The sequence below is a fragment of the Photorhabdus heterorhabditis genome, from assembly GCF_018448905.1.
Taxonomy (GTDB): domain Bacteria; phylum Pseudomonadota; class Gammaproteobacteria; order Enterobacterales; family Enterobacteriaceae; genus Photorhabdus; species Photorhabdus heterorhabditis.
In genome coordinates this window covers 18,044-37,319 of record NZ_RCWA01000042.1, presented here as the reverse complement: position 1 = coordinate 37,319, position 19,276 = coordinate 18,044, and the positions used below count along the sequence as shown (strand labels likewise).

The window sequence follows — 19,276 nt, the reverse complement described above, 5'->3', positions numbered from 1 at the left end:
GGAATACTGGAATTACAAGCGGCGGGACTCGTCGTTTCTGCCCATGGAGGCCAGTGTAAATCCGTCACACAGACGGTTGCGGCCTAGGAAGTGGGAAGCCTCGCCCGACAGGGCGGGGAGCAGTCACAATGCCTTTTCACAGGAACAATACTGTGCTCTTGATTTTGTTATTTGATTGATCTTAATATTTTTAATCTGTATGTTTATACAGTTATTGGCGATTGGTTGAAGCAGAATGCGAAAGATTATTCATATAGATATGGATTGCTTCTACGCGGCTATTGAAATGCGTGATAATCCGTCACTCCGTCATGTTCCAATCGCTGTGGGTGGCAGCGCAGACAAACGGGGAGTTATCAGCACGGCTAATTATTCTGCTCGTCGTTTTGGGGTACATAGTGCAATGTCTACGGCAATGGCGTTGAAACTCTGTCCTCAGCTCAAGGTTCTTCCAGGGCGTATGGCACTGTATAGGGAGGTTTCCCAGCATATCCGCCAGATATTTTCCCGTTATACAAAGTGGATAGAGCCTCTTTCATTAGACGAAGCTTATCTGGATGTGACTGATAGCCATCATTGCTATGGGTCTGCCACGCTTATCGCACAGGAGATCCGTAAGTCCATTTTTGATGAATTACAATTGACGGCATCAGCCGGTATTGCACCGGTGAAATTTTTGGCAAAAATCGCTTCTGATATTAATAAACCGAATGGGCAGTACGTAATTCCTCCTGATCGAGTGGCTAATTTTGTTCAGGTTTTACCTTTGCGAAAAATTCCGGGGGTTGGCAAAGTCATGGTGCAACGGCTGGCTAATATGGGATTGGAAACCTGCTCTGATGTACAACAATATGACGTAATTGCGTTGGTGAAACGACTGGGGAAATTTGGTCAGGTACTTTGGGAGCGTTGCCATGGTATTGATGAGCGATTGGTGAATCCAGACCGCCTGCGAAAATCAATTGGTGTGGAGCGGACACTTGCGAGAGATGTTCATCAATGGGAGCAGTGTGCAGAACTTATAGAAAGTTTATATGTGGAATTAGAAAAACGATTGAGTCATGTTAAACCTGATCTAAGGATCGCCCGTCAGGGGGTTAAACTGAAATTTGATGATTTTCAGCTAACAACGCAGGAACATGTTCATCCACGATTGGATAAACAGGATTTACTGCAACTGGCTCAGAAAACATGGATATCCCGGAGGGAAGGGCGTGGCGTTCGCTTAGTTGGCTTGCATGTGACTTTACAGGACCCGCAAATTGATCGGCAACTTTTGTTTGAATGGTAATTCCCCTGCTACTACGTTGGAGCAGGGGAGGTCTGATTAAGCTTTTTCAGGAATGGCTTTCAGGACTGCGGTCAGAAGTTGCCAATATTGCCCGACACTCTTAATGTGAACCTGTTCGTCAGGGGAGTGAGCGCCTGTGATAGTTGGCCCGATGGATACCATGTCCATATCAGGATAAGGTTTCTTGAATAATCCACATTCTAGTCCTGCATGAATCACCATAATATTAGGTGTCTTGTCGAACAGCTGTTGATAAGTATCACGTACCAAGTGCATTACTGGAGAATTTGCATCTGGTTGCCAGCCGGGATAATCACCTTTAGCGGAAATTTCAGCATTTGATAGTTTAGCCAGAGAAGAGAGCATACTGATAACATAAGATTTGCCGCTGTCGATAAGCGAACGGATTAAGTAAATGATGTTTACCTTATCTTGTTCCATAGCAACAACGCCCACATTTAGGGAAGTTTCTACCACACCTTTGATGACATCACTCATACGGATAACACCATTGGGAGTACTGTTTAGCAATGAGATAAAACGATTTTGGCAGTCATCAGTTAATGCTTGAATATCGGTTTCAACTTCTTCCAGCAATATAGTCAGGTTTTTCTCAACGATGGCATATTCGTTTTTCAGTATCCCCAGGTATTTATCTTTCAGTTGGGCAAACTGTGCAGCTTTATCTGCGGGGATGGCAACAATAACATGGCCTTCACGTGGAATAGCATTACGCAGAGTACCGCCTTGGAAATCGAGCAGTTTTAGCCCCAACTCCTCAGTATGGGCGGCAAGGAATCGTGCCAGAAGTTTGTTGGCATTACCCAGTCCCAAATGAATATCACAACCGGAATGTCCGCCTTTGAGACCTTTGATTATCAGTTTTAATGTTTTGTAGTTAGCCGGAACTTTTTCACGAGTCAGTGCTAAAGTTGCAGTGAGATCGATACCACCAGCACAACCCATGTAGATCTCGCCTTCTTCTTCTGAATCGGTATTGATCAAAATATCAGCCTGAAGCCAACCAGGTTGCAGACCAAACGCGCCATCCATTCCGGTTTCTTCCGTCATGGTCAATAAAATTTCTAGCGGGCCATGCTTGACATTGTCATCAGCCAGCACTGCCAATGCTGATGCCAGGCCAATACCGTTATCGGCTCCCAATGTTGTACCTTGTGCAGTAACCCATTCACCATCAATATAAGGACGGATAGGATCTTTAGTGAAATCATGCGCTGTATCGTTGTTTTTCTGTGGCACCATATCAAGGTGTGCTTGCAGAACAACCGATTTACGATTTCCCAGCCCTTTACTGGCTGGCTTTCTGATCAGAATGTTGCCAACCAGATCACGTTCAACATGTAAGCGTTTCTCTTGCGCCCATTGCATAATGTGAGTTGCCAGCGCTTCTTCATGATAAGAAGGGTGAGGAATAGAGCAGATTTTGGCAAAGATGTCCCATAGAGGTTGAGGGGATAATTGTGATAATTCTGACACGACGAATCTCCTGTGACTGCATTTCAATAAGATGAAAATACTAATCTCTACCTGAGATATAGATTTTATTATTACGAGCTATTAACGTTATGATGCGATTAAACTCAGAATACCACTTTATTTTGGTCAGAATAATATGATTCGTCGATTCCTTGTTTCTGCTGGTTTTTGCTCACCTAAATCACTATAATCTCGCGCAACTTTTTTCTGCAAAAAATCTTTTCTGAAATATTCTTAGTTGCCGGGATCAATTCTTATGAGCGAAAAATACGTCGTAACCTGGGATATGTTGCAAGTACATGCCCGTAAATTGGCACAACGTTTGCTTCCTGTTGAACAGTGGAAAGGCATCATTGCTGTCAGTCGTGGGGGCCTTGTACCTGGGGCGCTCCTCGCGCGTGAACTGGGTCTCCGTCATGTAGATACAGTCTGTATTTCTAGTTATGACCATAATAATCAGCGTGAGCTGCAAATATTGAAGAAAGCAGAAGGTGATGGTGAAGGTTTCATCGTTGTAGATGATTTAGTTGACACTGGTGGCACAGCTCAGGCTATTCGTGAAATGTATCCAAAAGCTCGTTTTGTGACTATTTTCGCAAAACCAGCAGGTCGTCCTTTGGTTGATGATTATGTTGTTGATATTTCACAAGATACTTGGATTGAGCAACCTTGGGATATGGGCGTAGTATTCGTTCCACCAATTTGTGAAGGTAAATAAAGTCAGCATTTGTTATGGCAAAACAAAATCTTTCAGAATCACTTTTTAAGCCAAGGCAAAAACATCAGGAAACCTCTACGCTGGTAAAGCGCCGCTATCCTCGATTGGTTGCCGGTAATTACAATACGTTGGACGGTAATAGCCACGGGCGCTGGTATCGTATGATTAACCGGCTGATGTGGATTTGGCGAGGAATTGATCCGTTTGAAATAGAAGAAGTACTGTGCCGGATTGCCATAACAAGTTCCCAACGCAGTCATGATGATTTATTGGATACTGTGGTTGGGTATCGTAAAGGTAACTGGGTTTTTGAGTGGTCACATCAGGCTATGTTCTGGCAACAGCAAGCATTGCAGGCAGGACAAACGCCAGAAGCTGGTAGTTTTTGGTTGAAAGCAGCTAACTTGTATAGCATTGCCGGTTATCCTCATCTTAAAGGTGATGAGTTGTCTCAGCAGGCAGTTATTTTGGCAAATAAAGCTTATGAAAATGCAGCTCATTGCTCTGATTATCAGTTGAGGAAAATAGAGTTCAAACTGAAAGAAGGCAGTTGTGTGACCGGTTTTCTTCACTTGCCTCAACAATCGCAAGGGCCGTCTCCAACCATTTTGGTTTGTGGTAGTTTAGATAATTTGCAAAGTGATTATTATCGGCTATTCCGTGATTATTTGGCTCCTCTCGGGTTTGCCATGCTGACGGTGGATATGCCTTCAATTGGTTACTCTTCACGGCTAAAACTGACACAAGATACCTGCACTCTTCATCAGCAAGTCATCCATCAATTGAGTGAAATCCCTTGGATTGACCATACTCGGGTTGGCATTTTTGGTTTCCGTTTTGGTGCTAATGTTGCTGTCCGGTTAGCTTATTTGGAAGCTAAACATATTAAAGGTATTGCGGTTCTTGGTGCTATTGTTCATGAATGGCTCAATAGTGTTGAACGCCAACAAAATGCTCCGGCAATGTATCTTGATATGTTTGCCAGTAGGCTGGGTATTTATAATGTGGATGAAAATGCGTTTCGTCTCGAACTCAGTTGTTACTCTCTTAAAAAACAAGGTTTGTTAGGCCGGCGTTGTCCTGTTCCTATGCTCGCTGGTTACTGGCAGAATGATATTTTTAGCCCGAAAGAAGAATCGAAGCTAATAGTAATGTCATCTATGGACAGCAAATTACTGGCTATTCCGACGACTCCTGTTTACAGCAGTTTTGATAAGGCATTACAAGAAACCAGCCAATGGTTGAAAAATAAAATCTGTTAGTAATCGTTCTTACTTGATGATTTTTAATCCATTTGTAGGATTCCCTCAAATGCTTTATCGAAGTTATTGACTCTTGCAAATTAAAACAGTGCGTTCTGAAAGTTTCAGCTGAAATTAATAGCATAAGCTTGTTTTGAGCTAACATTTTTTCGATTTAGCATTATGTCTGTTGGCATAACGCTTCTCTCCTGTTAAAACTGAACACTGTTTTTTTCGAATTATATATAATGGCAGAAATATGATGAATAGCAGCCAAACATTGGTTGTGAAACTGGGAACAAGTGTACTGACTGGTGGATCGCGTCGTCTTAATCGAGCTCATATTGTGGAGCTTGTGCGTCAATGTGCTCAGCAACATGAAAAAGGCCATCGCATTATTATTGTGACTTCCGGTGCTATTGCGGCAGGTCGGGAACATCTGGGGTACCCGGATTTGCCTGCTACTATTGCGTCTAAACAATTATTGGCTGCGGTAGGTCAAAGCCGGTTGATTCAGTTATGGGAACAACTTTTTTCTATTTATGGTATTCATGTTGGACAGATGCTATTGACTCGTGCAGATTTGGAAGATCGTGAGCGTTTTTTAAATGCCAGAGATACTCTACATGCTTTGCTTGATAATCGCATTGTTCCTGTAATCAATGAAAATGATGCTGTTGCTACTGCCGAAATTAAAGTTGGTGATAATGATAACCTATCTGCACTGGCAGCAATTTTGGGGGGAGCAGATAAGCTGTTATTGCTGACTGATATTGAAGGGTTATATACCGCTGATCCACGTAGCAATCCAAATGCAGAATTTATTCAGGAAGTTTATGACATCAGTGATGAATTACGCATGGTTGCCGGTGATAGTGTTTCTGGGTTGGGAACGGGTGGAATGGCGACCAAACTCCAGGCTGCGGGGATTGCAGGTCGTGCCGGTATTGATGTGATTATTGCAGCGGGCAGCAAACCTGATGTTATCTCTGATGTCATTGAAGGTAACCCAGTAGGTACTCGCTTCCATGGGCTGGCAAGCCCGCTGGAAAACCGTAAACGTTGGATTTTTGGCGCACCGCCTGCGGGTGAAATTATTGTTGACCACGGTGCTGGAACTGCAATATGTAAGAAAGGGAGTTCTTTGTTACCGAAAGGGATTAAAAATATTAAAGGTAATTTCTCCCGTGGAGAGGTTATCCGCATTCGTAGTCTATCAGGTAAGGATTTGGCACATGGTGTTAGCCGCTATAATAGTGATGCTTTGCGTTTGATTGCCGGTCATCATTCACAGCAGATAAGCCAAATCCTCGGTTATGAATATGGTGCTGTTGCGGTTCATCGTGACGATATGATTGTGAGTTAAGGGTTCATAATGTTAGAACAAATGGGAAAGGCTGCCAGAGAAGCCTCATGGCAACTGGCACAGCTAAATACAAAACAGAAAAATCAGGTATTAATCCACATTGCAGATTTGTTGGAGCAGGAAAGTGCAGTCATTCTCGAAGCTAATCAGTTTGATATGATTCAGGCCCGTGAACAGGGGATGCATGAAGCATTGTTGGATCGTCTGTTACTGACATCTGAACGTTTGACCGCGATCGCAAATGATGTTCGCCAGGTATGCCGTTTATCTGATCCGGTTGGACAGATAATTGATGGCAGTTTGCTTGATAGTGGTCTGAAGCTGGAGCGTCGTCGTGTACCTCTTGGTGTGGTCGGGGTGATTTATGAAGCGCGTCCTAATGTCACTATTGACGTTGCATCTCTGTGTTTGAAAACAGGTAATGCGGTTATTTTGCGTGGTGGCAAAGAAACTCACAACACTAACCAAGCAATAGTTAAAGTGATTCAGTGCGCACTTGAACAGAGTGGATTGCCTGCCGCGGCAGTGCAGGCGATAGATAAACCGGATCGTGAGTTGGTCACTCAGCTACTAAAAATGGATCGTTATGTGGATATGTTGATCCCGCGTGGTGGTGCTGGGTTGCATAAACTGTGCCGCGAGCAATCAACTATTCCGGTTATCACTGGTGGTATTGGTGTCTGCCATATTTTTGTCGATGAAAGTGTTGATTTTAATCAGGCATTGACTGTAATCACTAATGCTAAGGTGCAACGCCCAAGCGCTTGTAATGCTTTGGAAACTTTGCTGGTACATGAGAAGATCGCGGCAGACTTTTTGCCTGCATTGAGCAAAAATATGAAAGGACAGGGTGTTACCCTTCATGCTAGTAAGTCAGCAATGGCATTTTTGCAAGAAGGTCCTGCTAAGGTCGTGGATGTGACAGAAGCAGATTACAGTGATGAATGGCTATCTTTAGATATGAATGTGGAAATTGTCAGTGATATTGAGCGGGCAATTAACCACATCCGTACATACGGTACATCCCACTCTGATGCAATTCTGACTCAATCTTTGCACAATGCTGACTATTTTGTTCGTCAGGTAGATTCCGCAGCGGTTTATGTGAATGCCAGTACTCGTTTTACTGATGGTGGGCAATTTGGTTTGGGGGCTGAGGTTGCAGTCAGCACTCAGAAATTACATTCCCGTGGCCCAATGGGATTGGATGCGCTAACTACATATAAATGGGTTGGTTATGGTGATGATCTAATTCGTGAATGATCTGCTTGTTGTTACCCCAAAAGTGTATTTGATTAATTGAGGTATCAGTATAATCATGCTTTTGGGTAGCTTTTTCCATATATTAACTTTTGATTTTACGTTAATGTAAAGTATTGGTTACTATGGGTGTTAATATATTTTTAATGATGAAATTTACCAAGGATATCAAGCAATGAACCAAATATTGTTTATTGTAGGTGCACGTGGAGCAGGAAAAACGACAGTTGGAAAACTATTAGCGAATGAATTATCGTATACATTTATTGACACCGATCATCATATTCAACAAACCAGTAATATGACAATTGCGGATATTGTTAACCAACAAGGGTGGCAACAATTTAGGCAATTGGAAAGTGAGGCTTTACAACAAGTTAGTCAAAGAAATCGGGTTATTTCTACTGGTGGTGGGATCATTCTTTCAACTGAAAATCGCCAATATATGCAACAAAATGGTACGGTGATTTATCTTCAGGCTTCAGCTAATATATTAGCTGAGCGATTGATGCAGCAGCCGGAAAATACTCAACGTCCCAGTTTGACAGGAAAATCTATCGTTGAAGAAATGGAAGAGGTGCTTGCCGCAAGGGAAAAACTCTATTGTGAATGCGCAAATCATATTATTAATGCGCAACTTTCACCGGAAAAAATCACAGCTTATGTGAAAGAAATTATTCTTCCCAGAGTAATCTCCTGACGTTGTTCGATAATATTCTTATTTGAAAAATAAGAATATTACAGTATCGAACAATAAATAGTATCTATAGTATTTTCTATTTATTTTTCAAATGGGCTGAGATACGGATATGTTGTTTAAATTTCTAAAGTTTGTTTTTCGTTTGATGTTTCGTTTAACAATAGAAGGGGATATTAAACAATTTGCCTACCCAAAATGTCTTATTACACCTAATCATGTCTCTTTTCTTGATGGTGTTTTACTAACACTTTTTTTACCAACTAAGCCGGTATTTGCTGTCTACTCTAGCATTGCAAATCGTGGTTTTATGAAACTGGTAAGGCGCTATGTTGAAATAGTTCCTTTGGACCCAATAAATCCAATGGCAGTCAGGATATTGGTCAAGGAAATAGAAAAAGGGCGTCCGATAGTTGTCTTCCCTGAAGGGAGAATTACTGTTACCGGTTCTTTGATGAAAACCTATGATGGTGCGGCTTTTATTGCAGCGATATCGGAAGCGGTGGTAGTTCCTGTCCGTATTGAAGGGTTAGAAAAAACGATATTTAGTCGATTAAAAGGTATCTTCAAACTGCATCTTTTTCCGAAGGTGACAATAAAAATTCTGCCTGCGACACGATTGCCGATGCCGGATGCATCTAGTTCGGAGCAACGACGTCGTTTAGCCGGTGAGCGTTTGCATGAAATAATGATGAATGCACGAATGGCAACCCGACCGCAAGAAACAATATTTGAATCTTTACTGGTTGCACGAAAACAATTTGGTCGTTTTAAGCCCTGTATTGAAGATGCTTCTTTTAAAGAAGACAGTTATAACGGGCTGCTTAAAAAAGTACTGGGTACCAGCCGTATTTTGCAGCGTTTTACCTGTCAGGGGGAACGGATTGGTTTTCTTTTACCTAATGCCACTATTATGGTAGCTGCGATATTCGGGGCATCTTTGAGAGGAAGGATACCGGCTTTACTAAACTATACAACCGACGGTCACGAATTGAGGAATGCGGTAGCGGTTGCCAGTATCAAAACTATTGTGACTTCCCGGCAGTTTCTGAAAAAGGAAAAGTTAGCTTATTTATCTGAACAAGTTACTGGGGTTAACTGGGTTTATCTTGAGGATTTTGGAGATACGGTTACTCTTCTGGATAGGTTATGGATCTTATGGCACCTTTTTTTCCCGAAACAAGCTATGGTGGCACAAAAGCCAGATGATGATGCTTTGATATTATTTACGTCTAGTTCAGAAGGTATACCCAACGGGGTCGTGCATAGTCACTCCAGTTTGTTGGCAAATGTGGAACAGATAAGAACTATCACTGATTTCAATCCACTTGACCGTTTTATGTCTTCTCTACCATTGTTTCATGCACTTGGATTGACTGTTGGTCTATTGACTCCTTTATTGGCTGGCTGCCGGGTATTTCTCTATCCAAATCCATTGCACTATCGGGTTGTGCCAGAACTGGTATATGAACGTAATTGCACGGTATTATTAGGCACATCCACTTGCCTGGAGAATTATGCCTATTTTGCTCATCCATATGATTTTGCACGTCTTCGCTATGTTATGTCCGGTATTGAAAAGCTTTCTGAAAATACTAAGTGCGTTTGGCAAGATAAATTCGGTATTCGCATTTTGGAAGGGTATGGAATGACAGAGTGTGCTCCTGTCGTCGCATTAAATGTGCCGATGATGGCTAAAGTTGGTACTGTTGGGCGAATTTTGCCGGGAATGGAATTCCGTTTGATACCGGTGGCAGGCATCAAAGAAGGAGGGTGTTTGCAATTGCGAGGCCCGAATATGATGAAAGGATATCTGAGAGTTGAAGATCCAGATCATTTGGTACTACCATTGGCGGAAGATGAATATGGGAATATTCAGTCTGGTTGGTACGACACTAGAGATATTGTTTCAATTGATGAGCAGGGATTCTGTACTATTCTCGGCAGAATGAAACATAAAATAACTGAAGCTGGACAGGAATAACAATTGTGGATAAATCTTCTGTTGTTGCTCAACCGCTATTAACTTGCGGCATGAAAGCAGTATTGATCTCGCAGTTTTGTTCGGCCTTTGCAGATAATGCTCTGTTTTTTGCAATTCTGGCACAGCTGAAAGCGCAGTTTTACCCAGACTGGAGCCAGCCGATATTGCAGATCGTATTTGTCCTTGCATATATCTTATTAGCGCCTTTTGTGGGGCGAATAGCAGATGGCTTCCCAAAAGGCAGAGTGATGTTATTTGCTAATAGTTTCAAGTTATTGGGCGCGCTTAGTATTTGCCTGGGTTATGATCCATTTTTTGGTTATGCTTTGGTTGGGATTGGTGCAGCATCATATTCACCGGCTAAATACGGAATCTTGGTTGAACTGACTGATGGTGATCGTTTAGTAAAGGCTAATGGTTTGATGGAGGCTTCAACCATAGCGGCTATTCTCATTGGCTCTGTTGCTGGTGGATTTTTATCTGATTGGAACTTGACTGTCGCATTATTTGCTTGTGCATTCATATATGGTATCGCTGCCATTGTTAATTTATTCATCCCTCGCTTATCGGCAGTCCATCAAGATAGGAATTGGCATTTGAAAAAGATGCTGACAGATTTTACTTCAGCTTGTTGTATTCTTTGGCATAACAAAGGAGCACGGTTTTCTTTGGTTGGCACCAGTTTGTTTTGGGGAGCGGGTGTAACATTGAGATTTTTGTTGGTCTTATGGGTACCTGTCGTTCTGGGAATTACTGATAACAGCACACCAACAGTACTCAATGTGATGGTGGCCATTGGGGTTATTATCGGTGCGGGTGTTGCTGCTCGTCTTATTACACTGAAAACAGTATACCGTTGTATGCCGGTCGGCATTTTAATTGGTGTGATGGTGGTAATTTTTGCTGCTCAGCAGAATATTTGGGCTTCTCATGTCATATTAATTATTCTTGGCGTGTTTGGTGGTTTGTTTGTTGTTCCACTGAATGCTTTATTGCAGGAAAGAGGTAGACAAACAGTCGGAGCCGGTAATGCAATTGCAGTGCAGAATTTGGGTGAAAATACTGCCATGTTGCTGATGCTTGGCTTGTATTCACTAGCCATTAAAATAGGTGTCCCGGTTGTCACTGCGGGAATAGGTTTTGGTGTGTTGTTTGCGCTGACAATCGCTAGTTTGTGGATTTGGAATCGGTTTCAGAAAAATGGATCTTTTACTGGATAAAAGGGGTGTTATGGATGAAAAAATTTTGACTCAGCTTAGTATTGAGTTGGGAAAGAAACTGAAACAACAAGCATTGTGGGTGACCTTTGCTGAATCTTGCACAGGTGGTTGGTTAGCGAAAGTGCTCTCGGATATTGCTGGTAGTTCCGCTTACTTCGACCGGGGCTTTGTGACGTACAGCAATAAAGCTAAGCATCAGATGCTTGGTGTATCAGAAACGGTTTTACAACAACATGGTGCAGTCAGTGAACCAGTTGTGAGAGAAATGGCAACAGGGGCATTGAAAGCAGCGCAGGCAGATCTTGCAGTTTCTGTTAGTGGTATTGCTGGGCCTGATGGTGGTAGTGAAAAAAAACCTGTTGGTACAGTATGGTTTGGGTTTGCACACCGTACAGCAAATGGGATAGAAGTTGTCACCCGCCATTGTTGTTTTAACGGTGATCGAAATGAAGTTCGTCTGCAAGCTGCAATTTATTCTCTAAAGACATTGCTATCAGAGATTTTAAAAAATTAGCTTGATGCTGTATGATTATACAGTATAATTGCAGGCAACATTTTGGTATTAGACAATTATTCATCGGCAGTGAGGTAACCTTTCATTGCTTACGAGGGAGTAAAAATGGCTATTGATGAAAATAAACAAAAAGCACTGGCAGCGGCACTAGGCCAAATTGAAAAACAATTTGGTAAAGGTTCCATCATGCGTCTGGGCGAAGACCGTTCAATGGACGTTGAAACTATCTCCACTGGTTCACTGTCACTGGATATTGCGTTAGGTGCTGGTGGTCTGCCGATGGGGCGTATTGTTGAAATCTATGGTCCAGAATCCTCGGGTAAGACAACGCTGACATTACAGGTTATTGCCGCAGCACAGCGTGAAGGTAAAACTTGTGCATTTATTGATGCTGAGCATGCTCTTGATCCTGTATATGCTAAGAAACTGGGTGTTGATATTGATAACCTGTTATGTTCTCAGCCAGATACGGGTGAACAAGCTCTAGAGATATGTGATGCGCTGACACGTTCCGGTGCTGTTGATGTCATTATCGTAGACTCCGTTGCTGCTTTAACCCCGAAAGCTGAGATAGAAGGTGAAATTGGCGATTCTCATATGGGGTTGGCCGCACGTATGATGAGCCAGGCAATGCGCAAACTGGCGGGTAACCTGAAAAGTTCCAATACACTGTTGATCTTTATTAACCAGATCCGTATGAAAATTGGGGTTATGTTTGGTAATCCTGAAACAACAACTGGTGGTAATGCACTGAAATTCTATGCTTCTGTCCGTTTAGATATTCGCCGTATTGGTTCTGTAAAAAATGGTGAAGAGGTTGTTGGTAGTGAAACCCGTGTTAAGGTTGTGAAAAACAAAGTGGCTGCGCCATTTAAGCAAGCAGAATTCCAGATTATGTATGGTGAAGGTATCAACACTTATGGGGAGTTAATCGACTTAGGTGTGAAGCATAAACTGGTGGAAAAAGCAGGCGCATGGTACAGCTACAATGGCGATAAAATTGGTCAGGGCAAAGCGAATGCTACTACCTACCTGAAAGAACATCTTGAAATTGCTACTGAGTTAGATAAAAAATTACGCGAAATGTTGTTACATAATGCTGGCGAGTTCAGCAGTGCTGCTTCTGATTATGAAGACAGAGGAAGTGAAGAGATGAATAGCGAAGAATTTTAATCTAACTATATCCCCTGTATTAGCAAAAATTTCCGTAAGCCCTGTCTAATTCAGACAGGGATAAAAGTGAGAGTAATGCGTTATATTCTTGAATATACGTGGTGAAATATACTACTTTTGTCTAAGCGGAATCTTATATAAGATCTATTTAGAACAAGCAGCTATGGCCTTATGAAGTAGTAGTAAGTTTAGTGTAATAAAGACTGGAGGTATTACGTCGGTAAAAGTTTTTACTACTAAACTTAGTTTACTATCAGACTTAAACCGCGTTAATAATAGTGCGGTTCTTTCTTAAGAGAGCAAGTGTTATCCGTATAATGCGATCATGCTTTCAGAAAATACCCAGACGATTTACAATGTCGCCAGCGAATGGATGTATCTGGGATTTTACTTCTAATGGAAGAAATTTTATCTTATCCCCACTTTGTTTATTCGTGAGTTGAAAATAGGTGATGAAAAATTCCACCTGACCAATTCATAAATCTGTTTTTTCCAGCTTGATTTCGGGACAATTATGAGCAAAAGCACCGCTGAGATCCGTCAAGCGTTTCTCGATTTTTTTCATACTAAAGGGCATCAGGTAGTACCAAGTAGTTCTTTAGTTCCAAATAATGACCCAACACTACTGTTTACCAATGCAGGAATGAATCAGTTTAAGGATGTATTTCTTGGACTGGACAAAAGATCTTATTCCCGGGCAACAACTGCTCAGCGCTGTGTTCGTGCCGGTGGTAAGCATAATGATTTAGAAAACGTAGGTTATACCGCGCGTCATCATACTTTCTTTGAGATGTTGGGTAATTTCAGTTTTGGTGACTATTTCAAACACGATGCTATTAACTATGCTTGGGAACTTCTGACGGGCAAAGATTGGTTCAATTTGCCTAAAGAAAAATTATGGGTGACTGTCTATCATACCGATAATGAAGCCTATGATATCTGGCAAAATAAGGTCGGAATACCCGCAGAAAGAATTATCCGCATTGGTGATAACAAAGGTGCTCCTTATGCATCAGATAACTTCTGGCAAATGGGTGATACTGGACCGTGCGGCCCTTGTACTGAAATTTTCTATGATCATGGTGACCATATTTGGGGTGGACCGCCTGGAAGCCCAGAAGAAGATGGCGACAGATATATTGAAATCTGGAACATCGTTTTTATGCAGTTCAACCGCCATGCTGATGGCACGATGGAACCATTGCCAAAACCATCCGTAGATACTGGAATGGGGCTAGAGCGCATTGCGGCTGTACTACAGCACGTCAATTCCAACTATGAGATCGATCTGTTTCGTGACCTGATTGCTGCTGTAGCTAATGTTACAGGTGCTACAGATGATCTAAGTAATAAATCTTTGCGGGTTATTGCGGATCATATTCGTTCATGTGCTTTCTTGATTTGTGATGGAGTTATTCCTTCTAATGAAAACCGTGGTTATGTGCTGCGCCGTATTATCCGCCGCGCTATCCGTCACGGGAACATGTTGGGGGCTAAAGATACCTTCTTCTACAAACTGATTGCGCCATTGATAGTAGTGATGGGCGCTGCGGGAGAAGAGCTTAAACGCCAGCAAACAATTGTTGAGCAAGTCTTGAAAACAGAAGAAGAGCAATTTGCCCGTACGCTGGAACGTGGACTTCAGTTGTTGGACGATGAACTAGTAAAACTGTCTGGTGATATCCTGGATGGAGAAACAGCATTCCGTCTTTACGATACCTATGGTTTCCCTGTGGATTTAACCGCTGATGTTTGTCGTGAGCGTAATATTAAGGTTGATGAAGACGGTTTTGAAGTAGCAATGGAAAATCAGCGTCGTCGTGCACGTGAATCAAGTGGTTTTGGTGCCGATTATAACGAACTGATTAAGGTTGATGAGCGCAGTGATTTCTCTGGTTACGATCATTACGAACAGCAGGCAACAGTAACGGCTATCTTTCGTAATGGTGAATCAGTCAATCAAATTCAAGCGGGTGAAGAAGCGATTGTTATACTGGATAAGACAGCTTTTTATGCTGAGTCCGGTGGACAAGTTGGTGACTCAGGTATTCTGAGTAATGCCGATTGTGCTTTTTGTGTCATTGATACACAAAAATATAGTCAGGCTGTTGGCCATATTGGTAAGCTTGAAAAAGGTACTTTAAGTGTAAACCATGAGATCAATGCTGTTATTGATATAGAACGTCGTGATGCAATTCGTTTAAATCATTCAGCAACCCATCTGTTACATGCTGCACTACGTCAGGTTTTGGGTGAGCACGTATCTCAGAAAGGCTCTTTGGTTAACGATAAATATCTTCGTTTTGATTTCTCTCATTTTGAGGCAATGAAACCGGAACAGATCCGTCAAGTAGAGGATCTGGTTAATGCTGAAGTTCGTAAGAATTCACCTGTAATTACTGAATTGATGGATCTGGAAGAAGCCAAAGCCAAAGGAGCAATGGCACTATTCGGTGAAAAATACGAAGAGCACGTCCGTGTACTGTCAATAGGGAATTTTTCCACTGAATTATGTGGAGGAACTCATGCAAGCCGTACCGGTGATATTGGTTTATTCCGTGTTACGGCTGAATCTGGCACTGCTGCTGGTATACGTAGGATAGAAGCAATTACAGGTAAAAAAGCACTGAAATCTGTATATCAACAGTCTGATTTACTTCAGGATATTGCTCAACTGGTGAAAGGTGATATCAATAATCTGAACGAAAAAGTACGGGTAATATTGGATAAAACCAAGGGGCTAGAAAAAGAGCTTCAACAACTTAAAGATCAAAATGCAGCACAGGAAAGCTCTTCTTTGGCAAGCAAAGCGCAAGAAGTGAAGGGGGTGAAATTACTGGTAAGCCAGTTAAATAATACAGAGCCTAAAATGTTGAGAACTATGGTCGATGATCTGAAAAATCAACTAGGTTCGGCAATTATTGTGCTTTCTACTATAAGTGATGATAAAGTCAGCTTAATTGTTGGTGTCACAAAGGATCTGACTGCTAGAATAAAAGCAGGTGAATTAATTTCTTCTATAGCTCAGCAAATCGGTGGTAAAGGTGGTGGTCGCCCTGATATGGCTCAAGCAGGTGGCTCTGATGTTAAGGCATTACCTTCTGCTTTGGATAGCGTAGGGGAGTGGGTAGCATCGCGATTATAAGCGGTGTTACCCAAATTACCTGAGTTTAGAAGGCACCATAATAGGTATTTTTATGGTGCCTTGAAATCTTGTTGTGGAATTGTTAAAAGGTTGAGTGCATATTTATTTATTTTGGCTAAACTATAATATGTAGGAAATGCGCTCAAAATTGCTTATACTTTAAGCATATACCATAGTTTTACGTTTTCACGGTGTTTGATGGACAATAGCGGGGAAACCTAATGACCCGACTCTTTTAAATTTTCAAGGAGCAAAGAATGCTTATTCTGACTCGTCGAGTTGGTGAAACGCTCATGATAGGCGATGAGGTAACAGTTACAGTACTGGGGGTTAAAGGTAACCAAGTTCGTATTGGTGTAAATGCCCCTAAAGAAGTTTCTGTTCACCGTGAAGAAATTTATCAGCGGATTCAGGCCGAAAAATCTCAGCCAACAACTTATTGACTCTAAGTTGGCGTCCTATCTCTGTCAGAACCGGGCGCCATTTTTGAGGTATCTCACCCCTGTTAGTATCCTCTGGGGTCTTAATTCTTAAATTCCTACCTATTACCACCTCTTTTTTTGTTTTTCTGTTGTAAGAAAAAGCAACGTCATGGTGTTATTGTGGTGAATCATGATTTGCATAAACTTCAATTGGGAATGCAATAGTTTATTGCTGATAAAGTACACTTTTTGGTGTTAAACTGGCCTTTTTGTGCGTGAAACATCCAAACAAACACAGGTTTAGAAAAATTGTTTGACTTATAAGTCTGGGAAAGTAATATGTGCGCCACGCAGTGACGAGGAGCTTAAACAAAAGTTCTGAACCACAGTTCGAAAGAAAGCGTACGGTGAGATGGCCGAGAGGCTGAAGGCGCTCCCCTGCTAAGGGAGTATGCGGTCAAAAGCTGCATCGAGGGTTCGAATCCCTCTCTCACCGCCATTTAGACCACGCATCCATAGCTCAGCTGGATAGAGTACTCGGCTACGAACCGAGCGGTCGGAGGTTCGAATCCTCCTGGATGCACCATATTAACCTTGAGATGAAATCATCCAAGGTACCTTCAGGTAATCAAAGCAATTACTGCCTTCTTACCAGAGTAATAAAGTGACCATGCATCCATAGCTCAGCTGGATAGAGTACTCGGCTACGAACCGAGCGGTCGGAGGTTCGAATCCTCCTGGATGCACCATACTTAACCTTGAGATGAAGTCATCCAAGGTACCTTCAGGTAATCAAAGCAGTTACTGCTTTTTACCAGAATGAAAAACTGACATGCATCCATAGCTCAGCTGGATAGAGTACTCGGCTACGAACCGAGCGGTCGGAGGTTCGAATCCTCCTGGATGCACCATATTAAGCCCTGGCTATTTAGTCGGGGCTTTTTCTTTATTCCTAATTCCATGATTAGCTCCCTGTATGAAGCGGAAACGTTTTTGCTTATATATCTAATCAGCGACAATTCGGTTTGTTTAATATAAAGTAAACCCTTATAAAAATTCTTCTAAAACACTACGGGAGGTCGAATTGATCCCGGACGTATCAAAAGCTCTGTCATGGTTAGAGGCGCATCCGACAATTTTAAAGGGAATTCGTCGCGGTGTTGAACGTGAAACATTACGTGTTACTACAGATGGTCATTTGGCAGTAACGAAGCACCCTGAAGCACTTGGCGTAGCGCTTACGCATAAATGGATTACTACTGACTTTGCTGAGTCATTGTTGGAATTCATAACACCAGTCGATAGTGACATAAAAAATACTATTTCATTTCTTAGAGATATTCATCGTCATACAGTGCGTGTGCTGGATAAAGAAAAAATGTGGCCTTTGAGTATGCCATGTTTTATTGATGCAGAAGAAAACATCACTCTGGCTCAGTATGGTACATCGAATATTGGTCGTTATAAGACCTTATACCGTGAAGGTTTGAAAAATCGTTATGGCGCTTTAATGCAAACCATCTCTGGAGTGCATTATAATTTTTCATTGCCAATTGAATTTTGGCAGGCATGGGCTGGCGTTGAAGATGTGGAGAGTGGTAAGGATAAGATCTCTGATGGCTATTTCCGTCTGATCCGTAACTACTATCGCTTTGGATGGGTGATCCCGTACCTGTTTGGAGCTTCTCCGGCGATTTGTTCTTCATTCTTACGTGGTAGAGAGACCTCTTTGCCTTTTGAACAAATAGAAGGAGGTACTTGTTATCTGCCTTATGCTACTTCATTAAGAATGAGTAATTTAGGGTATACCAATAAATCACAAAGTGATCTGAATATTACGTTTAATAACTTACGAACCTATGTAGCGGAACTGAAAAAAGCAATCCACAAACCCTCTGAAGAGTTTGCTAAGTTGGGAATTAAGCAAGGTGATAAACATATTCAGCTGAATACAAATGTCTTACAGATTGAAAATGAGTTGTATGCACCAATTCGGCCTAAGCGTGTGACAAAAGAGAATGAATCGCCTTCTGATGCTTTATTACGCGGGGGTGTGGAATATATCGAAGTCCGTTCATTGGATATTAATCCATTCACAGCGATTGGTGTCGATGAAACACAAATTCGCTTTCTTGATCTATTTTTAATATGGTGTGTGCTCGCTGAAGCACAGGAAATGAGCAGTGATGAGTTAGATTGTTGTCGCAAAAACTGGAATAGGGTAATCCTTGAAGGGCGTAAACCAGAGCAAGTGATTGGTCTTGGCTGTGGAAGCGTGGAAGAGCCGTTAGCAAAAGTTGGCAAAAAATTATTCAATGACTTGAAACGGGTTGCTGTAATATTGGATAGTTGTTCTGGCACACAATATCAGAAGGTTTGCGAAGAATTGATTGCTATGTTTGATGATTCATCACTGACGTTATCGGCTCGTGTGCTGGAAAAAATGAAAACCCAAGGCATTGGTAGTTTTGGGTTGGAGCTGGCAGATGAATATCATCAGCAATTGATTAATGAAGAATATGAAGTTATTAGCGACGAACAGTTCGCTATAGAACGCAGGGCCTCTGTGGAGCGACAAGACGCGTTGGAGCAAGAAGATACCATCAATTTTGATGAGTATCTAAAACAACAGACAGGATGCTAGAAAAGAAAATGGTCACTAGCGCCACTGGTAAGTAAAAGTGACCAAAGAGGATCTTTTAGGAAATAGGATGATAATTACGCGTCTTTCATTCTTTATGACCGGTG

General features: G+C 41.9%; 13 protein-coding genes, 4 tRNA genes and 2 pseudogenes. 18 read left to right on the top strand and 1 reads right to left on the bottom strand.

What is annotated here, in order from left to right; translation table 11 throughout:
• A pseudogene (locus tag EAE89_RS19285) lies at positions 1 to 87 on the top strand (RNA-guided endonuclease InsQ/TnpB family protein); the annotation flags it as partial.
• 148 nt (positions 88 to 235) lie between these two features.
• A complete protein-coding gene (gene dinB, locus EAE89_RS19280) occupies positions 236 to 1,291 on the top strand; it encodes a DNA polymerase IV (RefSeq protein WP_149617324.1) in 1,056 nt (351 codons plus the stop codon).
• 36 nt (positions 1,292 to 1,327) lie between these two features.
• On the opposite strand, the gene pepD is transcribed toward dinB, so the two are convergent.
• Entirely contained in the window at positions 1,328 to 2,788 is a 1,461-nt protein-coding gene (gene pepD, locus EAE89_RS19275) for a beta-Ala-His dipeptidase (RefSeq protein ID WP_054480076.1), read from the bottom strand.
• 256 nt (positions 2,789 to 3,044) lie between these two features.
• Between pepD and gpt the strand changes: the two genes are divergently transcribed.
• From gpt to gshA, 16 genes and pseudogenes are all read left to right on the top strand, one after another.
• Complete coding sequence (gene gpt, locus EAE89_RS19270) at positions 3,045 to 3,506, top strand: xanthine phosphoribosyltransferase (RefSeq protein WP_054480075.1); 462 nt, start codon at positions 3,045 to 3,047, stop codon at positions 3,504 to 3,506.
• A gap of 14 nt (positions 3,507 to 3,520) precedes the next feature.
• Complete coding sequence (frsA, locus tag EAE89_RS19265) at positions 3,521 to 4,768, top strand: esterase FrsA (protein WP_214086423.1); 1,248 nt, start codon at positions 3,521 to 3,523, stop codon at positions 4,766 to 4,768.
• Positions 4,769 to 5,009: 241 nt separating this feature from the next.
• Positions 5,010 to 6,113, top strand: a complete 1,104-nt coding sequence (proB, locus tag EAE89_RS19260; protein ID WP_054480081.1) for a glutamate 5-kinase — start codon at positions 5,010 to 5,012, stop codon at positions 6,111 to 6,113.
• Between the two features lie 9 nt (positions 6,114 to 6,122).
• A complete protein-coding gene (gene proA, locus EAE89_RS19255; protein WP_149617326.1) occupies positions 6,123 to 7,376 on the top strand; it encodes a glutamate-5-semialdehyde dehydrogenase in 1,254 nt (417 codons plus the stop codon).
• 172 nt (positions 7,377 to 7,548) lie between these two features.
• Positions 7,549 to 8,073 (top strand): shikimate kinase AroL, encoded by a 525-nt coding sequence (aroL, locus tag EAE89_RS19250; RefSeq protein WP_172909644.1) that lies wholly within the window; start codon positions 7,549 to 7,551, stop codon positions 8,071 to 8,073.
• Positions 8,074 to 8,182: 109 nt separating this feature from the next.
• Positions 8,183 to 10,048 (top strand): annotated as a pseudogene (gene aas, locus EAE89_RS19245) (bifunctional acyl-ACP--phospholipid O-acyltransferase/long-chain-fatty-acid--ACP ligase); the annotation flags it as partial.
• Between the two features lie 56 nt (positions 10,049 to 10,104).
• Complete coding sequence (gene lplT, locus EAE89_RS19240) at positions 10,105 to 11,274, top strand: lysophospholipid transporter LplT (RefSeq protein WP_054480080.1); 1,170 nt, start codon at positions 10,105 to 10,107, stop codon at positions 11,272 to 11,274.
• 10 nt (positions 11,275 to 11,284) lie between these two features.
• Positions 11,285 to 11,788, top strand: a complete 504-nt coding sequence (pncC, locus tag EAE89_RS19235; protein ID WP_054480079.1) for a nicotinamide-nucleotide amidase — start codon at positions 11,285 to 11,287, stop codon at positions 11,786 to 11,788.
• A 105-nt stretch (positions 11,789 to 11,893) separates the two neighbouring features.
• Positions 11,894 to 12,961, top strand: coding sequence for a recombinase RecA (gene recA, locus EAE89_RS19230; protein ID WP_149617327.1), 1,068 nt, complete (start codon positions 11,894 to 11,896; stop codon positions 12,959 to 12,961).
• A gap of 514 nt (positions 12,962 to 13,475) precedes the next feature.
• On the top strand, positions 13,476 to 16,106 hold the full coding sequence (gene alaS / locus EAE89_RS19225; protein WP_054480069.1) for an alanine--tRNA ligase: 2,631 nt from the start codon (positions 13,476 to 13,478) through the stop codon (positions 16,104 to 16,106).
• Between the two features lie 257 nt (positions 16,107 to 16,363).
• On the top strand, positions 16,364 to 16,549 hold the full coding sequence (csrA, locus tag EAE89_RS19220) for a carbon storage regulator CsrA (RefSeq protein ID WP_002209449.1): 186 nt from the start codon (positions 16,364 to 16,366) through the stop codon (positions 16,547 to 16,549).
• Positions 16,550 to 16,934: 385 nt separating this feature from the next.
• A tRNA-Ser gene (locus tag EAE89_RS19215) sits at positions 16,935 to 17,027 on the top strand.
• 10 nt (positions 17,028 to 17,037) lie between these two features.
• Positions 17,038 to 17,114 (top strand) — tRNA-Arg (locus tag EAE89_RS19210).
• A gap of 86 nt (positions 17,115 to 17,200) precedes the next feature.
• Positions 17,201 to 17,277: transfer RNA gene (locus EAE89_RS19205), tRNA-Arg, on the top strand.
• Between the two features lie 85 nt (positions 17,278 to 17,362).
• Positions 17,363 to 17,439 (top strand) — tRNA-Arg (locus tag EAE89_RS19200).
• 173 nt (positions 17,440 to 17,612) lie between these two features.
• Positions 17,613 to 19,172 (top strand): glutamate--cysteine ligase, encoded by a 1,560-nt coding sequence (gene gshA, locus EAE89_RS19195; RefSeq protein ID WP_054480068.1) that lies wholly within the window; start codon positions 17,613 to 17,615, stop codon positions 19,170 to 19,172.
• Positions 19,173 to 19,276: the final 104 nt, after the last annotated feature.

What these genes read in the sequence shown, in the direction of transcription:
- dinB (WP_149617324.1), top strand. Translation starts at nt 236, where the DNA reads ATGCGAAAGATTATTCATATAGATATGGATTGCTTCTACGCGGCTATT.
- gpt (WP_054480075.1), top strand. Translation starts at nt 3,045, where the DNA reads ATGAGCGAAAAATACGTCGTAACCTGGGATATGTTGCAAGTACATGCC.
- frsA (WP_214086423.1), top strand. Translation starts at nt 3,521, where the DNA reads ATGGCAAAACAAAATCTTTCAGAATCACTTTTTAAGCCAAGGCAAAAA.
- proB (WP_054480081.1), top strand. Translation starts at nt 5,010, where the DNA reads ATGAATAGCAGCCAAACATTGGTTGTGAAACTGGGAACAAGTGTACTG.
- proA (WP_149617326.1), top strand. Translation starts at nt 6,123, where the DNA reads ATGTTAGAACAAATGGGAAAGGCTGCCAGAGAAGCCTCATGGCAACTG.
- aroL (WP_172909644.1), top strand. Translation starts at nt 7,549, where the DNA reads ATGAACCAAATATTGTTTATTGTAGGTGCACGTGGAGCAGGAAAAACG.
- lplT (WP_054480080.1), top strand. Translation starts at nt 10,105, where the DNA reads ATGAAAGCAGTATTGATCTCGCAGTTTTGTTCGGCCTTTGCAGATAAT.
- pncC (WP_054480079.1), top strand. Translation starts at nt 11,285, where the DNA reads ATGGATGAAAAAATTTTGACTCAGCTTAGTATTGAGTTGGGAAAGAAA.
- recA (WP_149617327.1), top strand. Translation starts at nt 11,894, where the DNA reads ATGGCTATTGATGAAAATAAACAAAAAGCACTGGCAGCGGCACTAGGC.
- alaS (WP_054480069.1), top strand. Translation starts at nt 13,476, where the DNA reads ATGAGCAAAAGCACCGCTGAGATCCGTCAAGCGTTTCTCGATTTTTTT.
- csrA (WP_002209449.1), top strand. Translation starts at nt 16,364, where the DNA reads ATGCTTATTCTGACTCGTCGAGTTGGTGAAACGCTCATGATAGGCGAT.